The sequence below is a fragment of the Duganella sp. Dugasp56 genome (genome assembly GCF_047304105.1).
Taxonomy (GTDB): Bacteria; Pseudomonadota; Gammaproteobacteria; order Burkholderiales; family Burkholderiaceae_D; genus Rugamonas; species Rugamonas hordei.
Genome location: NZ_JBGLYQ010000144.1, coordinates 1 through 219, shown reverse-complemented (window position 1 = coordinate 219; position 219 = coordinate 1). Strand labels below are relative to the sequence as shown.

At 53.9% G+C, this 219-nt stretch carries 2 tRNA genes; both read right to left on the bottom strand.

The window, feature by feature from the left end:
* Nucleotides 1-76, bottom strand: a tRNA-Gly gene (locus tag ACCD07_RS32375).
* Nucleotides 77-141: 65 nt separating this feature from the next.
* A tRNA-Gly gene (locus tag ACCD07_RS32370) sits at nucleotides 142-217 on the bottom strand.
* Between the last annotated feature and the right edge of the window lie 2 nt (nucleotides 218-219).

The window sequence follows — 219 nt, the reverse complement described above, 5'->3', positions numbered from 1 at the left end:
TGGAGCGGGAGAAGAGTCTCGAACTCTCGACCTCAACCTTGGCAAGGTTGCGCTCTACCAACTGAGCTACTCCCGCATTGGAGTCCGACATCATAGCAGCTAGCTGCTGTTATTGCCAGTACTACGTTGTTATCGATTACCTGGAGCGGGAGAAGAGTCTCGAACTCTCGACCTCAACCTTGGCAAGGTTGCGCTCTACCAACTGAGCTACTCCCGCGT